This window comes from Microvirga sp. HBU67558, from assembly GCF_018069605.1.
In the GTDB taxonomy this organism is placed as follows: Bacteria; Pseudomonadota; Alphaproteobacteria; order Rhizobiales; family Beijerinckiaceae; genus Microvirga; species Microvirga terrae.
Genome location: NZ_JAGPUP010000385.1, coordinates 1 through 5795 on the forward strand (window position 1 = coordinate 1; position 5795 = coordinate 5795).

General features: G+C 67.1%; 7 protein-coding genes. 2 read left to right on the top strand and 5 right to left on the bottom strand.

Annotated features, from left to right (window positions below):
• Window positions 1–773: RNA polymerase sigma factor region1.1 domain-containing protein (locus KBI52_RS02465; protein WP_305797869.1), on the bottom strand; the 773-nt coding region annotated here is incomplete at its 3' end.
• Between the two features lie 195 nt (window positions 774–968).
• Window positions 969–2861, bottom strand: coding sequence for a DNA primase (gene dnaG, locus KBI52_RS02470; protein ID WP_210805099.1), 1893 nt, complete (start codon window positions 2859–2861; stop codon window positions 969–971).
• A 224-nt stretch (window positions 2862–3085) separates the two neighbouring features.
• On the opposite strand from dnaG, the gene KBI52_RS02475 reads away from it, so the two are divergent.
• Window positions 3086–3424, top strand: a complete 339-nt coding sequence (locus KBI52_RS02475) for a hypothetical protein (RefSeq protein ID WP_210805101.1) — start codon at window positions 3086–3088, stop codon at window positions 3422–3424.
• Between the two features lie 105 nt (window positions 3425–3529).
• On the opposite strand, the gene KBI52_RS02480 is transcribed toward KBI52_RS02475, so the two are convergent.
• Complete coding sequence (locus KBI52_RS02480) at window positions 3530–3751, bottom strand: hypothetical protein (protein ID WP_210805103.1); 222 nt, start codon at window positions 3749–3751, stop codon at window positions 3530–3532.
• Between the two features lie 156 nt (window positions 3752–3907).
• Here KBI52_RS02480 and KBI52_RS02485 point away from each other — a divergent pair, with 156 nt between their 5' ends.
• On the top strand, window positions 3908–4312 hold the full coding sequence (locus KBI52_RS02485; protein ID WP_173947795.1) for a VOC family protein: 405 nt from the start codon (window positions 3908–3910) through the stop codon (window positions 4310–4312).
• Between the two features lie 29 nt (window positions 4313–4341).
• Here KBI52_RS02485 and KBI52_RS02490 read toward each other — a convergent pair whose 3' ends face one another.
• Both KBI52_RS02490 and KBI52_RS02495 read right to left on the bottom strand, forming a co-directional pair.
• The gene (locus tag KBI52_RS02490; RefSeq protein WP_210805105.1) at window positions 4342–4770 is read right to left on the bottom strand and encodes a low affinity iron permease family protein; all 429 of its coding nucleotides are present in this window, start codon (window positions 4768–4770) and stop codon (window positions 4342–4344) included.
• Between the two features lie 74 nt (window positions 4771–4844).
• Entirely contained in the window at window positions 4845–5468 is a 624-nt protein-coding gene (locus tag KBI52_RS02495) for a LysE family translocator (RefSeq protein ID WP_210805107.1), read from the bottom strand.
• Window positions 5469–5795 lie beyond the last annotated feature (327 nt).

Genomic DNA, 5795 nt, shown 5'->3' on the forward strand with positions numbered 1-5795 from the left:
AGGACGCGCGGCTTCAGCTCGGCCTCCATGGCCGAGAGCGACACGTTGTTCTCCATGTCGTCGTCGTCGAGCTCGCCCTCGGGCGGGGTCATGCCCTCCTCGGTCTCGGCAGGCTCTTCCTCGCCCTCCCCCTCGCCCAGGGCGTCCACCTTGGGGGCGCCCTTGCCGTCGGGGCCCGCATAGGTGGCCTCGAGATCGATGATGTCGCGCAGGAGCACCCGGCCCTCGACGAGCTCGTCGCGCCAGATGATGATGGCCTGGAAGGTCAGCGGGCTCTCGCAGAGCCCGGCGATCATCGCCTCGCGGCCGGCCTCGATGCGCTTGGCGATCGCGATCTCGCCCTCGCGGGAGAGAAGCTCGACCGAGCCCATCTCGCGCAGGTACATGCGCACCGGGTCGTCCGTGCGGTCGGTCGGCTCCTTGGCCGTCTCGCGCACCACGACGGCGCGGGTCTGGGCCGCCTCCACGAGGTCGCCGCCCTCGGCCTCCTCCTCGTCGGCCTCCGGCTGGGCGTTCTCGTCGGTCTCTTCGGACTCGACGACGTTGATGCCCATCTCGGAGAGCTGACCGAGAACGTCCTCGATCTGCTCCGAGGAGAACTCCTCGGGAGGCAGGACCTCGTTCAGTTCGTCGTAAGTGACGTACCCGCGCTTCTTCGCGAGCTTGATCATCCGCTTGACGGCGGCATCGCTCAGGTCGAGCAGAGGCCCGTCGGTCTGCTGCTCGGTCGTCGTCGTATCGCCTTCGTCGCCGCCGGTTGTCTTCGTCGCCATGCTTTGCTCAACTCCAGCGCCCGCCCATCCCCCCTACAGGACCGGCGATGCGCGCATGGGTGGCCGAGGCCCGAGGCTCCGCCACCTGAAATTCATTTCAATCCATAAACAGTCAATCGCTTGACTAACCGTTAACCATCCCCCGTCCAGAGAGCCGCAGCCGCCACGCCTGCCGCCCTCCCGTCGTGCGAGACATCAGTGGCCCCCGGGGAGCCCTCCGCTGTCGCTGTCGGCCTCGGCACCCTCGACGGAGGACAGCTGGTTCTGGACCTCTCGCAGCCAGGCGAGATTGGCCTCGTTGTCCTCTTCGGCAAGGGCGCGCTCGGCAGCCCGAAGTTCGCTATGTAACGTGCGTGCGCGGCGATGCAAGGTGATGGCTTGCCTCAATGCGTCCTCAAGCCGCAAGGGATCCGCATGTGGATCCAGCATCCACCGGTCACCGGGACGGACCAGAGCCGTCAGCCTGTCCTCCGCCTGCGCCAGTCCGGCCCGCTCCAGGCGGGCCTTCATGACGGCCGGATCGGCAGGTTCGCCGCTCGCCGCTCCATCGAGCAGGAGACTGCGCACCATTTGGGTGGACCGGCTCTCAAGTTCAAGATCTGCAAGGGTTTCTGCATGATTTTGAACGAGTTCCGGATGGATCAGGAAGGTGCAGAGGATCATCGCCTCCCGCGGACTTTCGGCGGCTCCCCCGGCAAAAAGCGGGTTCCGGGCGAGGAGCGGCGACACGCTCAGCCGGGCGCTCGGCGTCATGGGCTGGGGCTTCTGGAAGTCTCGCCGCCCGCCCCCGCCCTGGCGGTTGAACCGGGCCGGCCGGGGATCGGGATTCAAGGCCGCGAGGCGCCCCTGGATCTCCTCCCGGTAGTATTTCTTGAGCGTTTCGTCGCGAATCAGGGCGAGTGATTCGCGCAGGCGCCGGTCCATGGCGGCCCGGCGCTCGGGGGTGTCGAGAGGTCCGGCCTCCAGCTCCCGGGTCCAGAGCACGTCCACCAGCGGCCGGGCCGAGGCGAGCACGCGCTCCACGGCGGCGCTTCCACCAGCGCGGGCGAGGTCGTCCGGGTCCTGCCCTTCGGGCAGCATGGCGAAACGCAGGGACTTGCCCGGCATCAGGTTGGGCAGGGCGACGTCGAGCGCCCGGTAGGCCGCCCGCTGTCCGGCCTTGTCACCGTCGAAGCAGAGGATCGGCTCCTCGGCGAGGCGCCAGAGCAGGGTGAGCTGGTCCTCGGTCAGGGCGGTGCCGAGCGGCGCGACCGCATGGGGAAAACCCGCCACGGAGAGCGAGATCACGTCCACGTAGCCTTCCACGGCGATCACCGTGCCGCGGTCATGGGCGGGCTGGCGGGCGAGATGGTAGTTGTAGAGGAGCCGCCCCTTGTTGAAGAGGGGCGTGTCGGGCGAGTTGAGGTACTTGGCCGGCACATCGGCGCTCATGGCGCGGCCGCCGAAGGCGATGACCCGGCCGCGCACGTCGCAGATCGGGAACATGACCCGGTCGCGGAACCGGTCGGCCGGGATCTTCCCCTCCTCGCCCGCATGGACGAGGCCTGCCTCCACCATCATCTCGACAGGCACCCCCTTGCCGGCGAGATGGTCGCGCAGGGCGTAGCGTTCGGACGGCGCGTAGCCGATCCGGAAGCGGGTTTGGGCCTCCCGGCTCAGGGCCCGGCCGGCGAGATAGTCCCGCGCCTTGGCGCCGGAGCGCCCCTGGAGCGCGGCCTCGAAGAACTCGGCCGCCAGTTCCATGACGTCGTGAAGGTTCTTGCGCTTGACCTCCTCCTGCCGGTCCTCCCGGGAGAGCTGGGGCAGCGGCACCCCGGCCTCGCCGGCAAGCCGCTCCACCGCCTCGGGGAATGACAACCCCTCGGTCTCCATGAGAAAGGTGAAGATGTCCCCGTGCTTGCCGGACGAGAAGCAATGATAGAACTGCTTCTGGTCGTTCACGTAGAAGGACGGCGTCTTCTCGGCGTTGAAGGGCGACAGACCTTTCCATTCCCGCCCGGCCTTCTTCAGGCGCACGCGCTTGCCCACGACCGCCGAGGTCGGCAGCCGGGCGCGGATCTCTTCGAGAATTTGGGGCGGGTAGCGCACGCGGCGGTGGTCTCCAAACCTGCTCCATAAACTAGAGCGGTGGCGGCAAAGTTAAAAACCCCAAAGCCACGCTTGTCTGTGCCCGCAATCCACAGGGATGGCTCCGATGCCCTGACGCGGAACCTCGGCCATGAGAGTGTCCGGCGGAACCGCAGCGCGCGGCCGCGTTTGTCAGGATGGAAGCCATTTCCTGGCAAAGGATCTGGCAGGTATCGGATGAATCCATGCCGCTCACTCAGAACCCCATCGTCGAATGGCCGAAGGAATTTCAGCATCTTCTGACGGAAATCCAGATCGCGACCTGCGAGGAAGGCAAGCGCACCGGCCACGTCGACATCGACATCGATCCGGAAACCCTTTTCCTCCTCAATGACTTCGAAGCGCGGGTGCGGCACCGCCAGGTGCGGCTCCGATCGGCGGGCGGCGAGTGCCTCGTGGGCGAGATGAACACCCTCGTCGGCCTCGGGGCGGCGGCCGATCCGAACCATCATGCCGGCCGGGTCCGGATCAGCTTTCACGACCTCCTGGACGACGACTGCGTCGATCGCGGCCCGCCACGATAGGATCGTTCAGGAGTAGCTGATGGCGTCCTGTCCAGGCGGGACGGGATGACCACAAGCCGGGTCCATGCCGTTCGCGGCCGCCCTTCCCGGGGCCGTTCGAAGGGATCATCGGCCGTCGATGGCCTGGAGGATGTTCCGCCGGTGTGCATGCCAGGCCTCGAGGGTCTCCTCGAAGGTCCGGAGCAGCCTCGCGGCCATGATCGTATCCTGCCCGTTCCGGGCCATCGTCTCGACGAGCTTCGTCTGATTGGCCACCCGTCGCCTGCCCTCGATGATGTGCCGATCCGCCAGGGCCAGATGGTCCCGTTCCTGTTGCAGATTGGTCATGAGGCGCCTCCTCGACCCTGCAGGCGGGAGCACACGTCTCTCTCGGCCACCAGCGCCTACGGGTTCGGATCGGCTGGTGATAGGTCGAGAATACACTTTCGTGGATGGCCCGGCCAGCGCATGTTCGAGCCCGTTCGGTCCAGGGAGCCAGGCCGCGTGACCCAGAGCATCGCCCACATCGCCCTCGTCGTCCGCGATTACGACGAGGCGATCGCCTTCTATGTCGGCAAGCTCGGGTTCGAGCTGGTCGAGGACACGGATCAGCCGGAGCAGGACAAGCGCTGGGTCGTGGTCCGGCCGCGGGGCCATGGCGGCACGTCGCTGCTCCTGGCCCGCGCCTCCTCGGCCCGGCAGGAGACCTTCATCGGCGACCAGGCCGGCGGCCGTGTCTTCCTGTTCCTGCAGACCGATGATTTTTGGCGCGATCAGGCCGCCCTGGCCGAGGCCGGGATCACGTTCGTCCGCGAGCCGAAGCATGCGCCCTACGGCATCGTGGCCGTGTTCGAGGACCTCTACGGCAATCTGTGGGATCTCGTTCAGTTCACCGACGGGCGTCCGTGACGGGCGCTCCGTCTCGGGCCTGGGTGGGCTCAGGCGCTGAGCCGCCCTGAGCCCTTGCGCTGCGCCCGTTTCGCACGCTCGGCCTTGGTCTTCTCCAGAGCCGCATGGCTTTGCCTCGCCATCTGCTCGCATTGCTCGTGAAGAGCCTCCAGCTCCCGGTCGGTCAGCTTCTCGATCCCCATGAACGTATCGTCCGCATTGGATGTCCGGATCAGTTCGTCGAGCTTGGTCTGGAGGGCGGCGCCGTCGCGGTTCTGCGTGTTCTGGATCAGGAAGACCATCAGGAAGGTCACGATGGTGGTTCCCGTGTTGATCACGAGCTGCCAGTCCTCCGAGAAACGGAAGAACGGGCCAGAGAACGCCCAGGCCAGCACGACGACGACGCAGACCAGGAACGTCGTCGGGCTTCCCGCGACGCGGGCCGTGGCATTGGCGAACCGGGCGAAGACTCTGTCCATTGCGCGTCCGGCAAAGTTTGTAGAAAGACAACGGCCGCGCTGGCATTTCGTTCGTTTACAGGGCTTAGGCGCCGTCAGCGGCTCGCCGTCGTCAGCGCCGCACCGATGCCCACGAAGGTCGCGCCGGCCAGGCGGTTGAACCACCGCCCATGCCGGGTCAGCCACGGGGCGATCCGCTGGGCCATCACGGCGAGAAGAAGCTCGTAGACGATCTCGACGATCACGAACGTGCCGCCGAACAAGGCAAGCTGAACCGGGAAGGAAACGCCCGGGACCATGAATTGCGGCAGGAACGCCGCGAAGAAGATCAGCGCCTTCGGGTTCGACACGGCCACGAGGAAGCCCTGGTTGAACATCCAGACCGGCCTGGCCCGGCGCGGCTCGGCGTCCGGCCGGGCGACATCGAGGACGGAGGCGGGCGAGCGCCAGATGCGCAGGCCGAGATAGACCAGGTAGGCGGCGCCGATCCACTTGGCGATCGTGAAGGCCCGCTCCGAGGCGGCGAGCAGCGCTCCCATGCCGGCGAGCGAGGCTGCGATCAGGACGAAGAACCCGAGCGCGCCGCCCAGCACCGTGTAGATCGTGGGCCGGAACCCGTAGCAGACGCCGTGCGTCAGCGACAGCAAGCCGTTCGGGCCGGGCGTCAGCGACAGGCCGATCGCGGCCATCAGATAAATCAGCCAGAGTTCAAGGGTCATGGGGCACCGACGCTCGTTCGTGGGGTGCATCGCCGGATGCAGCCGCAAGCATCATGCTTAGCACGACGGATCATTCATGCCCGAGCAGAATGTTGCTCCGGCCGCCCTCCGCGCTTCCACCTTCCCGCCGCCGTTCCGTCGCCCTCTGCTCGTCCTCGCCACCCTCGGCTCGTGCTGGCACCCACCCCGGCATGGCTCTCCACCGCCCGTCATTCCACCCATCACGTCACGGCCGCCCTCCGTCCGTCCTGACACCCACGACGTCATGGCCGGGCTTGTCCCGGCCATCCCGATTGGAAGAGCAGAGCGCCTTACGGGTCGGGATCA